This window comes from Streptomyces sp. AM25, from assembly GCF_058146165.1.
Window position 1 is genome coordinate 149,084 of sequence record NZ_JBKIWN010000011.1, and the last position, 14,890, is coordinate 163,973.

Consider the following 14,890-nt stretch of genomic DNA (forward strand, 5'->3'; position numbering starts at 1 on the left):
GGCTATTCCCCTTGCTCCGGTTGCTCCGGGGCGACGACCGCCAGCACCTGGTCCATGGCGACGGTGCTGCCCGCTGTGACGTCCAGCTCGGTGACGGTGCCGTCGTGCGGGGCGGAGATGAGGTGCTCCATCTTCATCGCCTCGACGACGAGGAGGCCCTGCCCGGCGGCGACCTTGTCCCCCACGGCCGCCTTGACCACGGTGACGGTGCCGGGCATCGGGGCGGTGAGGGTGCCGGCGTGGGCCGCCGCCGCGCCGCCGGTGGCGTCGACGGGGTCGTGCGGGGCGAGGTGCCAGGTGTCGCCCTCGCGGGCGAGCCAGACGCCCTCCGGGCCGGGGGAGTGGGTGAACACGTGGGTGACGCCGTCGAGTTCGAGGCTCAGCCCGCCGGGCCGCGGGGAGGGCAGCAGCCGGGCGCCGTCGAGCAGTGCGTCGTTCAGGAGGACGTCCGTACCGCGTACACGGACCGTCACCGGCGCGTGGCCCGGGACGCGGAAGTGGTGTGCCGTCCAGGCGGGTTCACCGCCCAGGCGCCAGCCGGACGGGACCGAGAAGGGGTCCGCCCAGTGACCACCGGCCGTGGGGGACATCCGTGCCTGTGCCAGCAGTGCACCCGCCACGTACACCTCGGCCGGCACCGTCGTGGACACCAGCGCCGCGGCCTCCCGGTCCACCAGCCCCGTGTCCAGTGCGCCGGACACCACGTCCGGATGCTCCAACAATCTACGGAGGAACCCCGCATTGGTGTCCACACCGAGCACGGCCGTCCCCGCCAGCGCCCCGCGCAGTCTCCGCAGCGCCGTCTCCCGGTCCGGGCCGTGCGCGACGACCTTCGCGAGCATCGGGTCGTAGGACGTGCCCACGGCGCTGCCGGCCGCCAGCCCGGAGTCCACCCGGACGCCTTCGCCCGCCGGCTCGTTCAGCGCGAGCACCGTGCCGGCGGACGGCAGGAAGTCGACGCGCTCGCCGCTCACGCGCGCCGTCTCCGCGCAGATCCGCGCCTCCACCGCATGCCCGGTGAGCGTCACGTCCTCCTGGCTGAAGCCGAGCGGCTCGCCCGAGGCGACCCGGATCTGCCACTCCACCAGGTCCAGCCCGGTGACGAGTTCGGTGACGGGGTGCTCGACCTGGAGGCGGGTGTTCATCTCCATGAAGTAGTAGGAGGACGGATCGCCGCCCGGCACGATGAACTCCACCGTGCCCGCGCCCGTGTAGCCGCAGGACCGCGCGGCCTGGACCGCGGCCTCGCCCATGGCGGCCCGCGTCGCCCTGTCCAGCAGCGGGGAGGGCGCCTCCTCGACGATCTTCTGGTGCCGGCGCTGCAGGGAGCACTCGCGCTCGCCGAGGTGGACGACGGTGCCGTGGCCGTCCGCCAGCACCTGGATCTCGATGTGCCGCGGGCGGTCCACCCAGCGCTCGACGAGCAGGGTGTCGTCCCCGAACGACCCGCGCGCCTCGCGCCGGGCGGCGGCGATCTCCTCGCCCAGCAGCGCCTCGTCGCGGACGAGCCGCATGCCCTTTCCGCCGCCGCCCGCCGAGGGCTTGAGGAGCACGGGCATGGCGATCTCCCGTGCCGCCGCGATCAGTTCGGCGTCGCCGAGCCCGCTGCCGGAGGAGCCCGGCACCACGGGAACGCCTGCTGCCTGCACCGTCTCCTTGGCGCGGATCTTGTCGCCCATCAGCTCGATGGCCGGGGCGGGCGGGCCGATGAAGACCAGCCCCGCATCGGCGCAGGCGCGGGCGAAGGCGGCGTTCTCGGCGAGGAAGCCGTAGCCGGGGTGGACGGCCTGGGCGCCCGTGCGCTCGGCTGCCGCCAGCAGGCGCTCCATGGACAGATAGCTCTGGGAGGCCGGGGCGGGGCCGATCCGCACGGCCGTGTCGGCCTCCCGGACGTGGCGGGCGTCCGCATCCGCGTCACTGAAGACCGCGACGGAACGGATGCCCAGCTCGCGCAGCGTACGGATGACGCGCACGGCGATCTCGCCCCGGTTGGCGACCAGTACGGTGTCGAACATGGTGGGTCCGTGTCCTCTCACATCCGGAAGACGCCGTAGCCGGGCGCGGCCGGATCTCTCTGGGGGAGCGGCGCGTTGGCGCACGCGGTGAGCGCCAGGCTCAGCACCTGCCGGGTCTCCAGCGGGTCGATGACGCCGTCGTCCCACAGCCGCGCGGTGGCGTAGTAGGCGTTGCCCTGGGTCTCGTACTGCTCGCGGACCGGGGACTTGAACGCCTCCTCCTCGTCCGCGCTCCATTCCTCGCCGCGCGCTTCCAACTGGTCGCGCTTCACGGTGGCGAGGACGGAGGCCGCCTGTTCGCCGCCCATCACCGAGATCTTCGCGTTGGGCCACATCCACAGGAAGCGCGGCGAATAGGCGCGCCCGCACATGGAGTAGTTGCCCGCGCCGTACGAGCCGCCGATGACGACGGTCAGCTTCGGGACCCGGGTGCAGGCGACGGCGGTGACCATCTTCGCCCCGTGCTTGGCGATGCCGCCCGCCTCGTACTGCCGGCCGACCATGAAGCCCGAGATGTTCTGCAGGAAGACCAGCGGGATGCCGCGCTGGTCGCACAGCTCGATGAAGTGGGCGCCCTTCTGGGCGGATTCGGAGAAGAGGATGCCGTTGTTGGCGACGATGCCGACCGGGTGGCCGTGGATCCGGGCGAAGCCCGTCACCAGGGTCTGCCCGAACTCGGCCTTGAACTCGGCGAACCGGGAGCCGTCCACCACGCGCGCGATGACCTCGCGCACGTCGTACGGCGTCCGTGAGTCCACCGGCACGGCCCCGTAGAGCCCGGCGGGATCGGCCTTGGGCCCCTCCACCGGCTCCACCGACCAGGGCAGCGGGCCGCGGTCGCCCAGCGTCGAGACGACGGTCCGCACGATGCGCAGGGCGTGCGCATCGTCCTCCGCGAGGTGGTCGGTGACGCCCGAGACCCGGGAGTGGACCTCCCCGCCGCCGAGCTCCTCCGCCGTGACGACCTCGCCCGTCGCGGCCTTCACCAGCGGCGGGCCGCCGAGGAAGATCGTGCCCTGGCCGCGCACGATCACCGCCTCGTCGCTCATCGCCGGGACGTAGGCCCCGCCGGCCGTGCAGGAGCCCAGCACCGCCGCGATCTGCGGGATCCCGGCTCCCGACATCCGGGCCTGGTTGTAGAAGATGCGGCCGAAGTGCTCGCGGTCGGGGAAGACCTCATCCTGCATCGGCAGGAAGGCGCCGCCCGAGTCCACCAGGTACAGGCAGGGGAGCCTGTTCTCCAGGGCGATCTCCTGGGCGCGCAGGTGCTTCTTGACCGTCATCGGGTAGTACGTGCCGCCCTTGACCGTGGCGTCGTTGGCGACGATCACCACCTCGCGGCCCGAGACCCGCCCGATGCCCGCGATCACGCCCGCGGCCGGGGCCGCCCCCTCGTACATGCCGTCCGCCGCGAGCGGGGCGAGCTCGAGGAAGGGCGAGCCGGGGTCCAGCAAGGTGTCCACCCGGTCGCGCGGCAGCAGCTTGCCGCGCGCGGTGTGCCGCGCGCGGGCCCTCTCGCCGCCGCCCAGCCGGGCCGCGGCGAGCTTCCGCCGCAGCTGCTCCGCCAGCTCGCGGTGCGCGGCCTCGTTGGCCCGCCAGGCGTCGGACGCCGGATCTGCGGCGCTCCCGAGCACCGGTGCCTGCTGCATCGTCCTCGAGCCCCCTTGCTCGTGTTAATGAGCGTTAACATCTCTGTTCCCCACGTTAACGCGCGCTAACCCGGCTGTCTAGAATTGCCTTGTGAAAGACGCAGCACCCCGCCCCCAGTCCGCCGCCCCGGCCCCGACCCGCCGTGAGCGGATCCTCCAGGAGGCCGCCCGGCTCTTCGCCGAGCGCGGGTTCCACGGCGTCGGCGTGGACGAGATAGGGGCGGCGGTCGGCATCAGCGGCCCCGGGCTGTACCGGCACTTCGCGGGCAAGGACGCGATGCTCGCCGAGCTGCTGGTAGGGATCAGCGGGCGGCTCTTCGCGGGCGGCCGGCAGCGCGTCGCCGAGGCGGCGGAGGCGGGCGCGGACCCGGCGGCCGTGCTCGACTCGCTGATCGACGGGCACATCGACTTCGCCCTCGACGACCGGGCGCTGATCATCCTCCACGACCGCGAGCTGGGCCAGCTCCGCGACAGCGACCGCAAGCTGGTGCGCTCGCTCCAGCGCCAGTACGTCGAGCTCTGGGTCGGGGTCGTGCGCGAACTGCACCCGGATGCCGCGGAGACCGAGGCGCGCGCGGCCGTGCACGCCGTGTTCGGACTCCTCAACTCCACTCCGCACCTCGGCCGCCCCGGCGCCCTGCCCGGCCGCGCGGCCACCGCCGCCCTGCTGCGCCGTCTCGCGCTGGGGGCGCTGGAGGCCCTCTAGGGCTGCCTGGACTGCCTGGGCTGCCTGGTTCGACCGGCCGGACCGGCAGAGTTGACCAGGGGGTATCGGGGTGCATCAGGGCGTATCGGGCCGGGGGTGTCGATCGGGCCACGGAGCAACCGGATCTGGACAGTTCCGGTGACCCCCGAGTAGCTTCTGGCTGAGCAAGCGCTTATACAGCTGTGCAGCAGCCGGGGAGGCGATGATGCGTCGCACGGTGTTCAACGAGGACCACGAGGCGTTCCGCGAGACCATCCGCGATTTCATCGCCGCCGAGGTCGTCCCGTCCTACGACCAGTGGCGCGAAGCCGGCGCCGTGCCGCGCGAGTTCTACAAGAAGCTCGGCGCACTCGGCGTGTTCGGCATCCAGGTGCCCGAGGAGTACGGCGGCGCGGGCGAGACGAGCTTCAAGTACCAGGCCGTCGTCACCGAGGAGTGTGCCCGCGCGGGCGTCAGCTTCGGCGGCAGCAGCGTGCACACCGCGCTCTGCCTGCCGTACCTCCTCGCCTACGGCACCGAGGAGCAGAAGCGGCGCTGGCTGCCCTCGTTCGTCTCCGGCGACATGATGACCGCCATCGCCATGACCGAACCCGGCACCGGCTCCGACCTGGCCGGCATGCGGACCACGGCGAAGCTCTCCGCCGACGGCACGCACTACGTGCTCAACGGCGCCAAGACCTTCATCACCGGAGGCGTCCAGGCCGACCGGGTCCTCGTCTGCGCCCGCACCGCCCCCGCCACGCCCGAGGACCGGCGCGGCGGCATCTCCATCCTCGTCGTCGACACCTCCTCCGAGGGCTATGCGGTCGGCCGCAAGCTCGAGAAGCTCGGCCTGCACTCCTCCGACACGGCCGAACTCTCCTTCAGCGACGTCGTGGTGCCCGTCGGGGACCGCCTCGGCGAGGAGGGCAGGGCGTTCGAGTACCTCACGCACAACCTGCCGCAGGAGCGCCTCGGTATCGCCGTGGGCGCGTACGCGCAGTCCGCAGCGGCCGTGCGGTTCGCCACCGAGTACGTGCGGGAGCGCACGGTGTTCGGCAAGACCGTCTCGTCCTTCCAGAACACCAAGTTCGTGCTCGCCGACTGCAAGTCCGAGGTCGACGCGATGCAAGCGGTCGTCGACCGCGCCCTGGACGCGCACGACGAGGGCGGGCTGACCGCCGCCGACGCGGCCTCCGCGAAGCTCTTCACCACCGAGCGCGCTGCCGTCGTCATCGACAAGTGCCTCCAGCTGCACGGCGGATACGGCTACATGATGGAGTACCCGATCGCCCGTCTGTACGCGGACACCCGCGTCAGCAGGATCTACGGCGGCACGAGCGAGGTCATGCGCTCCATCGTCGCCAAGTCAATGGGCCTGTAAGGCCTGTAAGGACCACCGGCCCAATGAACGAGCCCCTTACCCCGCTGGACGAGCTCCTCGGTCTCCTCGACCTGGAGCAGATCGAGGAGAACATATTCCGCGGGACCACCAGCCATCCCACCCTCGTCCCGCGGGTGTTCGGCGGACAGGTCGCCGCACAGGCTCTGGTGGCTGCAGGGCGGACGGTGCCGGACGACCGGCCCGCGCATTCCCTGCACTCCTACTTCCTGCGGCCCGGTGATCCGGCCGTGCCGATCGTCTACACCGTCGACCGCATCCGGGACGGACGGTCCTTCACCACGCGGCGCGTGGTCGCCGTGCAGCACGGGCAGCCGATCTTCCATCTGTCGGCCTCCTTCCAGACGCACGAGGAGGGCCTGGAGCACCAGGAGCCCATGCCCGCGGCGCCCGACCCGCTGACCCTCCCCACGGCCGCCGAGATGCTGCCCGCCTACACCGATCTGCTCGGAGGCCCGGAGGTCGTGCAGCGGATCCTGGACGCGCGTGGCGCGGTGGACCTGCGCTACGTGGACGAACCGCCGTTCGCCAGCGTCGGGGAGGTGCGGGAGCCCAAGTCGCAGGTGTGGTTCCGGACGAACGGCAAACTGGCCGACGACTGGCTGCTGCACGTCTGCCTGGCGACGTACGTCTCCGACATGACGCTGCTGGACTCCGTGCTGTTCGCGCACGGGCGGGGCGGCTGGGCGGTCGGCGACGTCGTCGGCGCGAGCCTGGACCACGCGATGTGGTTCCACCGGCCGTTCAGAGCGGACGAGTGGCTGCTGTACGACCAGGAGAGCCCGACGGCCCAGGGCGGCCGGGGCCTGGCCAAGGGCCGGATCTTCACGGCGGACGGCCGGCTGGCGGTCTCGGTGATCCAGGAGGGCGTGGTGCGGGTGCCCCGCGGGTGACGCGCCGCGGGGCACCGCGCGGTCACACCAGCCCGGCCGCCCCCAGCAGGTACGCGGTCACCGGCTCGTAGAACCGCGGGTCGGCCACGTGGTCGTCCAGCGGCACCGCCACCTGCAGCGTCCCCTCCGCCTCCGCCAGGAACAGCGCGGGGTCGTTGCTGTCCGCGTACCCCACTGCGTCGACGCCGCGCTGCGCGGCGCACCCGGCCCAGCCGTGGTCGGCGACCACCAGGTCCGGCAGCGGGCGGCCCTCGGCCGCGAGGCCGTCCAGGATCGCCGCCATCGGGTGCGGCGAGTGCGTGTGCCACAGCGACGCACCGCGCTCGTACACCGCCACGTCCGCGACCTGGTGCACGTTCCCGTCGTCCGCCCGCAGCCCGAACGGGACGGCGACGATCTCGCAGCCGGCCGCCCGCAGCGCGGCGGCCGTCGTGCGGTGGACGTCCAGCAGGCCGCCCGGGTGGCCGGTGGCCAGCAGCACGCTCAGGCGGCTCTCGGCCGCCTTGCGCAGCACTATGGCCATGCGCTCCAGGGCCGCGACCGTGAGCTCCGGGTCGATCGTGTCCTGCCCGGAGCGGTGCTCCAGGTCGTCGCTGACGCCGCAGCGCTCGGCCATGACGGCCAGGACGTCCTGCTCGTCCGCCCAGCGGTCGCCGAGCTCCAGGCCGAACCAGAAATTGCGGTCGCCCTGCGCGAGCCTGCGGTAGTGGTCGAGGTTGTTCTCGCGCGGGGTGGCGACGGCGCCCGCGATGCGGGTGCGGACGAGGTGGTCGATCAGTTCGCTGCGGTTTGGTATCGGCATGGTCGGAGTGCTCGGCATGTGGTGATTCTCCCCCGGCGTGCGATGGACGTCGTGTCCATATGGACCTTCCGGACCCTGCAATCCGTACATGTGCGGAACCCGGCTCCCTGCCTACCCTCGGGTACGGCCACCGCGGCCGCCCCGACGTTGATGCGAACGTGACCACATCGACGCGACCGTGACCCGTCCGTGATCCCGAGAGGCCCCAGCATGAGCACCCCCGCCCCCCGTGAACCGCGCGGCCCTGTCGACTCCTCCCGCATCCCCCGCTACGCGGGCCCCGCGACGTTCGCCCGGCTGCCCCGCCTCGACGAGGTCGGCACCGCGGACGTGGCCGTCGTCGGCGTGCCCTTCGACACGGGTGTCTCGTACCGCCCGGGCGCCCGCTTCGGCGGCAACGCCATCCGCGAGGCCTCCCGCCTCCTGCGCCCGTACAACCCGGCGCAGGACGCCTCCCCGTTCGCCCTGGCGCAGGTCGCGGACGCGGGCGACATCGCCGCGAACCCGTTCAACATCGACGAGGCCGTCGAGACGATCGAGGCCGCGGCCGACGACCTCCTCGGCACCGGCGCGCGCATGATGACGCTCGGCGGCGACCACACCATCGCCCTGCCGCTGCTGCGCTCGGTCGCCAAGAAGCACGGCCCGGTGGCCCTGCTGCACTTCGACGCGCACCTGGACACCTGGGACACCTACTTCGGCGCCGAGTACACCCACGGCACCCCCTTCCGCCGGGCCGTCGAGGAGGGCATCCTCGACACCTCCGCGCTCTCCCACGTCGGCACCCGCGGCCCGCTGTACGGCAAGAAGGACCTGGACGACGACGCCAAGATGGGCTTCGGCATCGTCACGTCCGCCGACGTCATGCGCCGCGGCGTGGACGAGGTGGCCGACCAGCTGCGCCAGCGCATCGGCGACCGCCCGCTCTACATCTCGATCGACATCGACGTCCTGGACCCGGCCCACGCCCCGGGCACCGGCACCCCGGAGGCCGGCGGCCTGACCTCCCGCGAGCTGCTGGAGATCGTCCGCGGTCTCGCCGACTGCCACCTGGTCTCCGCCGACCTGGTCGAGGTGGCCCCGGCGTACGACCACGCGGAGATCACCTCCGTGGCCGCGTCGCACACCGCCTACGAGCTGACCACGATCATGTCGCGGCAAGTCGCTGCCGCCGGGCAGCGCCGATAAGCACAGCGCCGCAGCTCGGGGCTGAGGTTCCTGCTCCGGCGCTAAAACGGCGTCAGTCCTGACGGGCCCTGCGACAAAGGCCCGTCAGGGGAACCCGGCGGATGTGCCGGAGACGATTGGCTGAGCCGGTCATTTCACGCCATCCGACCGCTAAGGCCACCCCGATGCTGCACCTGCTGCCGGACCAGGACGTACAGGCGACCCCGACCCCGCCGTCCCCGCCCAGATCCGGGCGGCGCAGCCACCGGCGGGTGGGCGGCGGGCTCGTCGACCCCAAACAGCTGGTCGCGTCCCTCCCGGAGGCCGTCCGGAAGCTGCACCCGCGGGTGATGGTCAAGCACCCCGTGCTCTTCGTCGTCGAGGTCGGCTCCGTCCTGACGACCCTCTCCGCCGTGCTCGAACCCTCGGCCTTCGCCTGGGTGATCAGCGTCTGGCTCTGGCTGACCGTCATCTTCGCCAACCTCGCCGAGGCGGTCGCCGAGGGCCGCGGCAAGGCGCAGGCCGAAGCGCTGCGCCGCACCCGCAGCACCACCGTCGCCCGGCGGCTGCGCAGTTGGCGGGTCGGCATCCAGAGCTACGACTGGGAGGAGGAGCAGGTACCGGCGACCGACCTGCGGCCGCAGGACTTCGTGGTCGTGGCGGCCGGCGAGACGGTTCCCGGCGACGGTGAGGTCGTCGAGGGCGTCGCCTCGGTCGACGAGTCGGCCATCACCGGCGAGTCCGCCCCCGTCATCCGCGAGTCGGGCGGCGACCGTTCCAGCGTCACCGGCGGCACCAAGGTGCTCTCCGACCGGATCGTCGTCCGGATCACCTCACGCCCCGGTCACACCTTCCTGGACCGCATGATCGCCCTGGTCGAGGGGACCAGCCGGCAGAAGACGCCCAACGAGCTGGCGCTCAACATCCTGCTGGCCTCGCTCACCGTCATCTTCATCCTGGCCGTCGTCTCGCTGCAGCCCATGGCCGACTGGGCGGGTGCGCCGCAGACCATCACCGTGCTGGTCGCCCTGCTGGTCACCCTCATCCCGACGACCATCGGCGCCCTGCTCTCCGCGATCGGCATCGCGGGCATGGACCGGCTCGTGCAGCGCAACGTCGTCGCCCTGTCCGGCCGGGCCGTGGAGGCCGCCGGGGACGTCAGCACGCTCCTGCTGGACAAGACGGGCACCATCACCCTCGGCAACCGCCGGGCGGCCGCCTTCATGCCCGTCAAGGGCATCTCCCACGAACTCCTCGCCGACGCCGCACAGTTGTCGTCCCTCTCCGACGAGACGCCCGAGGGCCGCTCCATCGTCGAACTGGCCAAGCAGTACGGAATCCACCACAACGACGGGGACTTCTCGCACGGCCGCTTCGTCCCCTTCTCCGCCCAGACGCGCATGAGCGGCGTCGACTTCGCCTTCCAGGGCGACTTCTGCCGCATCCGCAAGGGCGCCGGCAACGCGGTCGTCCAGTGGGTCGCCCGGCGCGGCGGCCAGGTGCCCGAGGAGGCCGCCTGGATCGTCGAGTCCGTCGCTGCGGCCGGCGGCACGCCGCTGCTCGTCGCCATCGAGGACCCCGACGGCGCTCGCGTGCTCGGAGCCGTCCACCTCAAGGACGTCGTCAAGCCCGGCATCGCCGAGCGCTTCGCCGAACTGCGCGCCATGGGCATCAAGACCGTCATGGTCACCGGTGACAACCCGCTCACCGCCAGGGCAATCGCCGCCGAGGCGGGCGTCGACGACTTCATCGCCGAGGCCACTCCCGAGCACAAGCTCGCGCGCATCCGCGAGGAGCAGGCCGGGGGCAACCTCGTCGCCATGACCGGCGACGGCACCAACGACGCCCCGGCCCTCGCCCAGGCCGACGTGGGTGTGGCCATGAACACCGGTACGCCGGCCGCCAAGGAGGCCGGGAACATGGTCGACCTGGACTCCAACCCCACCAAGCTCATCGACATCGTCGAGGTCGGCAAGCAGCTGCTCATCACCCGCGGCGCCCTGACGACCTTCTCCATCTGCAACGACGTCGCCAAGTACTTCGCGATCGTCCCCGCCATGTTCGGCGGCGTCGCCGGCTACGAGGGCCTGGAGAAGCTCAACGTCATGGGCCTGCACAGCCCGACCTCCGCCATCGCCTCCGCGATCATCTTCAACGCCCTGATCATCGTGGCCCTCATCCCGCTCGCCCTGCGCGGCGTGCGCTACGCGCCGTCCTCGGCGCACGCGCTGCTGCGCCGCAACCTGAGCCTCTACGGGGTCGGCGGGCTCGTCGCCCCGTTCGTCGGGATCAAACTGATCGACCTGCTGATCCAGTACATCCCCGGGATCTGATCCGCCCCGCGGCACGGATGCGGCACAGGTGACCGGATGCGTTCGTTCCGGCCGCCTGTGTTGCAGCGGGATGAAATCGGCAGCCCGGAGCGTTGGGGCCTTCCGTCGGCAGTGCGGGAGAAGACCAGCAGGAGGTCTGGGGTGGCGGTGAAGGACGCAACCGGTCGGGGGTGGGCCAGGAGGCTCGCCGGTTACTGTTGGCGGTATCGCAGCACGGTATGGCTGGCCCTGGGATCGTCGCTCGGCGGCATGGCCGTCACGGCGCTCGTGCCCCTCATACCCCGCTTGATCATCGACGACGTCATAGGCTCCCACCAGCGCCCCCTGGCCCCCTGGGCCACGCTGCTGGTCGTCGCGGCGGTCGTCGTCTACGCGCTCACCTACGTCCGCCGCTACTACGGCGGACGGCTCGCGCTCGACGTTCAGCACGACCTGCGGACCGACATGTACGCCGCCATCGCCCGGCTCGACGGCAGGCGGCAGGACGAGCTCTCCACCGGCCAGGTGGTCGGCCGGGCCACCAGCGACCTCCAGCTCATCCAGAGCCTGCTCTTCATGCTGCCGATGATGATCGGCAACATCCTGCTGTTCGTGATCTCGCTCGTGGTGATGGCGGTCCTCTCGCCGCTGCTCACCGTGGTCGCCCTCGCGGTCGCCCCCGCGCTGTGGTTCCTCGCCCGGCGCAGCCGCACCCGGCTCTTCCCCGCCACCTGGTACGCGCAGGGGCAGGCCGCGGCGGTCGCAGGCGTCGTGGACGGCGCCGTGACGGGCGTCCGCGTCGTCAAGGGCTTCGGCCAGGAGGCCCAGGAGACCGGGAAGCTCCGGGAGGTCGGCCGCAGGCTCTTCGCCGGACGGCTGCGCACCGTGCGTCTCAACTCCCGCTACACGCCCGCCCTGCAGGCCGTGCCGGCCCTCGGGCAGGTCGCCATGCTCGCGCTCGGCGGCTGGATGGCCACCCGCGGACAGGTCACCCTCGGCACGTTCGTCGCCTTCTCCACGTATCTCGCGCAGCTCGTCGGGCCCGTGCGGATGCTCACCATGGTGCTCACGGTCGGGCAGCAGGCCCGGGCCGGTGTGGAGCGGGTCCTCGAACTCATCGACACCGAACCGGTGGTGAAGGAGCACGAGAGCGCGCGCGAGCTGCCCGCGGACGCCCCCGCCACTGTCGAGTTCGAGGACGTCACCTTCGGGTACGACCCCGAGCGACCTGTGCTCGACGGTCTCTCCCTGCGCATCGAGCCGGGCGAGACCCTGGCCGTCGTCGGCGCCTCCGGCAGCGGCAAGTCGACCCTCGCACTGCTGTTGCCGCGCTTCTACGACGCCACCTCCGGCACCGTCCGGGTGGGCGGCGTGGACGTCCGCGACCTCACCCACGCGTCACTGCGCGCGGCCATCGGGCTGGTCCCCGAGGACAGCTTCCTGTTCTCCGACAGCATCCGCGCCAACATCGCCTACGGCGTGCCGGGCGCCACGGACGAACAGATCCGCGCGGCCGCGCAGGCCGCCCAGGCGGACGGCTTCATCTCCGAACTGCCGGACGGCTACGACACCACGGTCGGCGAGCAGGGCCTGACCCTCTCCGGCGGCCAGCGCCAGCGCATCGCCCTGGCCCGCGCGATCCTGACCGACCCGCGTCTGCTGCTCCTGGACGATGCGACGTCGGCCGTGGACGCGCGCGTGGAGCACGAGATCCACGAGGCGCTGCGCGGCGTCATGGCGGGGCGCACGACCCTCCTCATCGCCCACCGGGCGTCCACGCTCGCTCTGGCCGACCGCATCGCCGTCCTGGACGGCGGCCGGCTGGCCGCGGTCGGCACGGCCGAGGAGCTGGAGGCCGGCTGCGAGCTGTACCGGCGCCTGCTGACGGACCCGGAGGAGCTCGCGGGCGTGCGCAAGGACCCCGCGGGCCTGACCGCCGAGGAGGGCCGCAGGGTCGCCCTCGCGGGCGTCTTCGGCGGCGAGGCGGCGGCCGCCGGCCTGGCCGAGCCGCCGGCCGTCGCGCCCGTCAGGGGCAAGCGGAAGGTCGTCGACGGGGTCACCCCGCACCTGTGGGTGCGCAAGGACACCTCCGACACCCCGGAGGCGCACGGCGCGCTCACCGGGATGCCCGCCACCCCCGAACTGCTCGCCAAGGTGGCCGCGCTGCCGCCCGCCACCGACACGCCGGACATCGACGAGGAACAGGCCGCACGCCCCGAGAAGTCCTACGGCCTGCGCCAGTTGCTGCGCGGCTTCGGCGCGCCCCTGGTCGTCAGCCTGCTGCTCGTGGCCGTCGACGCGGTCGCCGGTCTGCTGCTGCCCGTGCTGATCCGGCACGGCATCGACCAGGGCGTGCAGCGCATGGCCCTGAACGCGGTGTGGGCGGCCTCCGCCCTCGCCCTGCTCGTCGTCCTGGGCCAGTGGGCCGCACAGGTCGCCGAGAACCGGCTGACCGGACGGACGGGCGAACGCGTGCTGTACGCGCTGCGCGTGAAGATCTTCGCGCAGCTCCAGCGGCTCGGCCTGGACTACTACGAGCGCGAGCTCACCGGCAAGATCATGACCCGGATGACGACGGACGTGGACGCCCTGTCGTCGTTCCTGCAGACCGGTCTGGTCACCGCGCTCGTCTCCGTGCTCACCTTCTTCGGCATCCTGGTCGCCCTGCTGGTCATCGATGTCCAGCTGGCCCTCGTCGTCTTCGCGACCCTGCCGCTGCTCGTCATCGGCACCGTCTACTTCCGCCGCCGGAGCGTCAAGGCGTACGAACTCGCGCGGGAACGCGTCGGAGTGGTCAACGCCGACCTCCAGGAGAGCGTTGCCGGCCTGCGCATCGTGCAGGCGTTCCGCCGCGAGACCTCGGGCGGGCGTCGGTTCGCCGAGCGCAGCCTGTCCTACCGGGACGCCCGGGTGCGCGGTCAGTTCCTGATCTCCGTGTACTTCCCGTTCGTTCAGCTGCTGTCGTCCGTCGCGGCGGCCGCCGTGCTGATCGTGGGTGCGGGACGGGTGAGCGACGGGACGCTCACAGCGGGTGCGCTGGTGGCGTATCTGCTGTACATAGACCTGTTCTTCGCACCCGTGCAGCAGCTCTCCCAGGTCTTCGACGGATACCAGCAGGCGACCGTCTCCCTGGGCCGCGTCCAGGCCCTGCTGCGCGAGCCGACGACCACGCCGGTGGCCGAACAGCCGCTCGCCGTCGACGAACTGAGCGGCCGGATCGAATTCGACGGCGTGTGCTTCCAGTACGGTTCCGCAGATGCCGGAGAGGCCGCCCTCTCGGACATCCGGCTGACCGTACCGGCGGGTCAGACGGTCGCCTTCGTCGGTGAGACGGGCGCGGGCAAGTCGACTCTGGTGAAGCTGGTGGCGCGGTTCTACGACCCGACCGGTGGTGCGGTGCGCGTGGACGGGCACGACCTGCGGGACCTCGACCCGTTCGCCTACCGGCACCGGCTCGGCGTCGTGCCGCAGGAGCCGTACCTCTTCCCCGGCACCGTGCGCGACGCGATCGCCTACGGGCGTCCGGACGCCACCGACGCGGAGGTCGAGGCGGCGGCGCGGGCGGTGGGTGCGCACGCGATGATCGCCACGCTCGACGGCGGCTACCTGCACACCGTGACGGAGCGCGGCCGCAACCTCTCCGCCGGCCAGCGGCAGTTGATCGCACTGGCCCGCGCGGAGCTGGTCGACCCGGACATCCTGCTGCTCGACGAGGCCACGGCCGCGCTCGACCTGGCGACGGAGGCGCTCGTCAACGAGGCGACGGACCGGCTGGCCGGCCGCCGCACGACGCTGGTCGTGGCCCACCGCCTGACCACGGCCGCCCGGGCCGACCGCGTGGTGGTCCTCGACCACGGCCGCGTGGTGGAGGACGGTACCCACGCCGAACTGCTCGCGCAGGACGGCCGGTACGCGCAGTTGTGGCGCACGTTCACGGGAGAGGCCGTCCCGGCGTAGGCCACGTG

General features: G+C 72.2%; 9 protein-coding genes. 6 read left to right on the forward strand and 3 right to left on the reverse strand.

Features of this window, described 5'->3' with window-relative positions; translation table 11 throughout:
• Window positions 1–2 precede the first annotated feature (2 nt).
• Window positions 3–2,015 (reverse strand): acetyl/propionyl/methylcrotonyl-CoA carboxylase subunit alpha, encoded by a 2,013-nt coding sequence (locus ACLHRZ_RS17185; protein ID WP_490419299.1) that lies wholly within the window; start codon window positions 2,013–2,015, stop codon window positions 3–5.
• 17 nt (window positions 2,016–2,032) lie between these two features.
• Complete coding sequence (locus ACLHRZ_RS17190; RefSeq protein ID WP_490419300.1) at window positions 2,033–3,664, reverse strand: carboxyl transferase domain-containing protein; 1,632 nt, start codon at window positions 3,662–3,664, stop codon at window positions 2,033–2,035.
• A gap of 91 nt (window positions 3,665–3,755) precedes the next feature.
• On the opposite strand from ACLHRZ_RS17190, the gene ACLHRZ_RS17195 reads away from it, so the two are divergent.
• The 3 genes from ACLHRZ_RS17195 to tesB all read left to right on the forward strand — a co-directional run bounded on the left by ACLHRZ_RS17195 (window position 3,756) and on the right by tesB (window position 6,644).
• On the forward strand, window positions 3,756–4,370 hold the full coding sequence (locus ACLHRZ_RS17195) for an SACE_7040 family transcriptional regulator (protein WP_490419301.1): 615 nt from the start codon (window positions 3,756–3,758) through the stop codon (window positions 4,368–4,370).
• A 205-nt stretch (window positions 4,371–4,575) separates the two neighbouring features.
• Entirely contained in the window at window positions 4,576–5,733 is a 1,158-nt protein-coding gene (locus tag ACLHRZ_RS17200) for an acyl-CoA dehydrogenase family protein (protein ID WP_490419302.1), read from the forward strand.
• Window positions 5,734–5,756: 23 nt separating this feature from the next.
• Window positions 5,757–6,644 carry an acyl-CoA thioesterase II gene (tesB, locus tag ACLHRZ_RS17205; protein WP_490419303.1) on the forward strand — a complete coding sequence of 296 codons (888 nt, stop codon included), beginning with the start codon at window positions 5,757–5,759 and terminating at the stop codon, window positions 6,642–6,644.
• A 22-nt stretch (window positions 6,645–6,666) separates the two neighbouring features.
• Here the strand turns inward: tesB and ACLHRZ_RS17210 are convergent, their stop codons facing one another.
• Entirely contained in the window at window positions 6,667–7,446 is a 780-nt protein-coding gene (locus ACLHRZ_RS17210) for a phosphatase (RefSeq protein ID WP_490419359.1), read from the reverse strand.
• A gap of 210 nt (window positions 7,447–7,656) precedes the next feature.
• Here ACLHRZ_RS17210 and speB point away from each other — a divergent pair, with 210 nt between their 5' ends.
• From speB to ACLHRZ_RS17225, 3 genes are all read left to right on the forward strand, one after another.
• Window positions 7,657–8,634: an agmatinase gene (gene speB, locus ACLHRZ_RS17215; protein WP_490419304.1), complete on the forward strand. Its 978-nt coding sequence runs from the start codon at window positions 7,657–7,659 to the stop codon at window positions 8,632–8,634.
• A gap of 164 nt (window positions 8,635–8,798) precedes the next feature.
• Window positions 8,799–10,946, forward strand: coding sequence for a potassium-transporting ATPase subunit KdpB (gene kdpB / locus ACLHRZ_RS17220; protein ID WP_490419305.1), 2,148 nt, complete (start codon window positions 8,799–8,801; stop codon window positions 10,944–10,946).
• Between the two features lie 141 nt (window positions 10,947–11,087).
• Window positions 11,088–14,882: an ABC transporter ATP-binding protein gene (locus tag ACLHRZ_RS17225; RefSeq protein ID WP_490419306.1), complete on the forward strand. Its 3,795-nt coding sequence runs from the start codon at window positions 11,088–11,090 to the stop codon at window positions 14,880–14,882.
• The last annotated feature ends 8 nt before the right edge of the window (window positions 14,883–14,890 follow it).

What these genes read in the sequence shown, in the direction of transcription:
- ACLHRZ_RS17185 (WP_490419299.1), bottom strand. Translation starts at nt 2,015, where the DNA reads ATGTTCGACACCGTACTGGTCGCCAACCGGGGCGAGATCGCCGTGCGC.
- ACLHRZ_RS17190 (WP_490419300.1), bottom strand. Translation starts at nt 3,664, where the DNA reads ATGCAGCAGGCACCGGTGCTCGGGAGCGCCGCAGATCCGGCGTCCGAC.
- ACLHRZ_RS17200 (WP_490419302.1), top strand. Translation starts at nt 4,576, where the DNA reads ATGCGTCGCACGGTGTTCAACGAGGACCACGAGGCGTTCCGCGAGACC.
- tesB (WP_490419303.1), top strand. Translation starts at nt 5,757, where the DNA reads ATGAACGAGCCCCTTACCCCGCTGGACGAGCTCCTCGGTCTCCTCGAC.
- ACLHRZ_RS17210 (WP_490419359.1), bottom strand. Translation starts at nt 7,446, where the DNA reads ATGCCGATACCAAACCGCAGCGAACTGATCGACCACCTCGTCCGCACC.
- speB (WP_490419304.1), top strand. Translation starts at nt 7,657, where the DNA reads ATGAGCACCCCCGCCCCCCGTGAACCGCGCGGCCCTGTCGACTCCTCC.
- kdpB (WP_490419305.1), top strand. Translation starts at nt 8,799, where the DNA reads ATGCTGCACCTGCTGCCGGACCAGGACGTACAGGCGACCCCGACCCCG.